The 666-nt window shown below is 55.4% G+C and carries 1 rRNA gene; it reads left to right on the plus strand.

Annotated features, from left to right (window positions below):
* Nucleotides 1-666 (plus strand): 23S ribosomal RNA (locus tag JDV76_RS00045); the annotation flags it as partial.

Below are 666 nucleotides of genomic sequence, written 5' to 3' on the forward strand. Positions count from 1 at the left end.
CCTACAATCCGTCAGAGCCTCCGTGTGGGGTGATGGCGTGCCTTTTGAAGAATGAGCCTGCGAGTCAGCGGCATGTCGCGAGGTTAACCCGTGTGTGGGGTAGCCGTAGCGAAAGCGAATCCTAACGAGGGTGTTGTTAGTGGCATGTCCTGGACCCGAAGCGGGGTGATCTACCCATGGCCAGTGTGAAGCGACGGTAAGACGTCGTGGAGGCGCGAACCCACTTAGGTTGAAAACTGAGGGGATGAGTTGTGGGTAGGGGTGAAAGGCCAATCAAACTCCGTGATAGCTGGTTCTCCCCGAAATGCATTTAGGTGCAGCGTTGCGTGTTTCTTGCCGGAGGTAGAGCTACTGGTTGGTTTAGCGGGACTACAATCTTAGCGACATCAGCCAAACTCCGAATGCCGGTCAAGTGTAAGCGTGGCAGTGAGACTGCGGGGGATAAGCTTCGTAGTCGAGAGGGAAACAGCCCAGATCGCCGGCTAAGGCCCCTAAGGGTGTACTAAGTGGAAAAGGATGTGGGATCGCGAAGACAACCAGGAGGTTGGCTTAGAAGCAGCCATCCTTGAAAGAGTGCGTAATAGCTCACTGGTCGAGTGGTTCTGCGCCGACAATGTAGTGGGGCTCAAGTACACCGCCGAAGCCGCGGCAGCGATATCCTTTTGA

Origin of the sequence: Corynebacterium marambiense, from assembly GCF_016342275.1 — a bacterium.
Classification (GTDB): domain Bacteria; phylum Actinomycetota; class Actinomycetes; order Mycobacteriales; family Mycobacteriaceae; genus Corynebacterium; species Corynebacterium marambiense.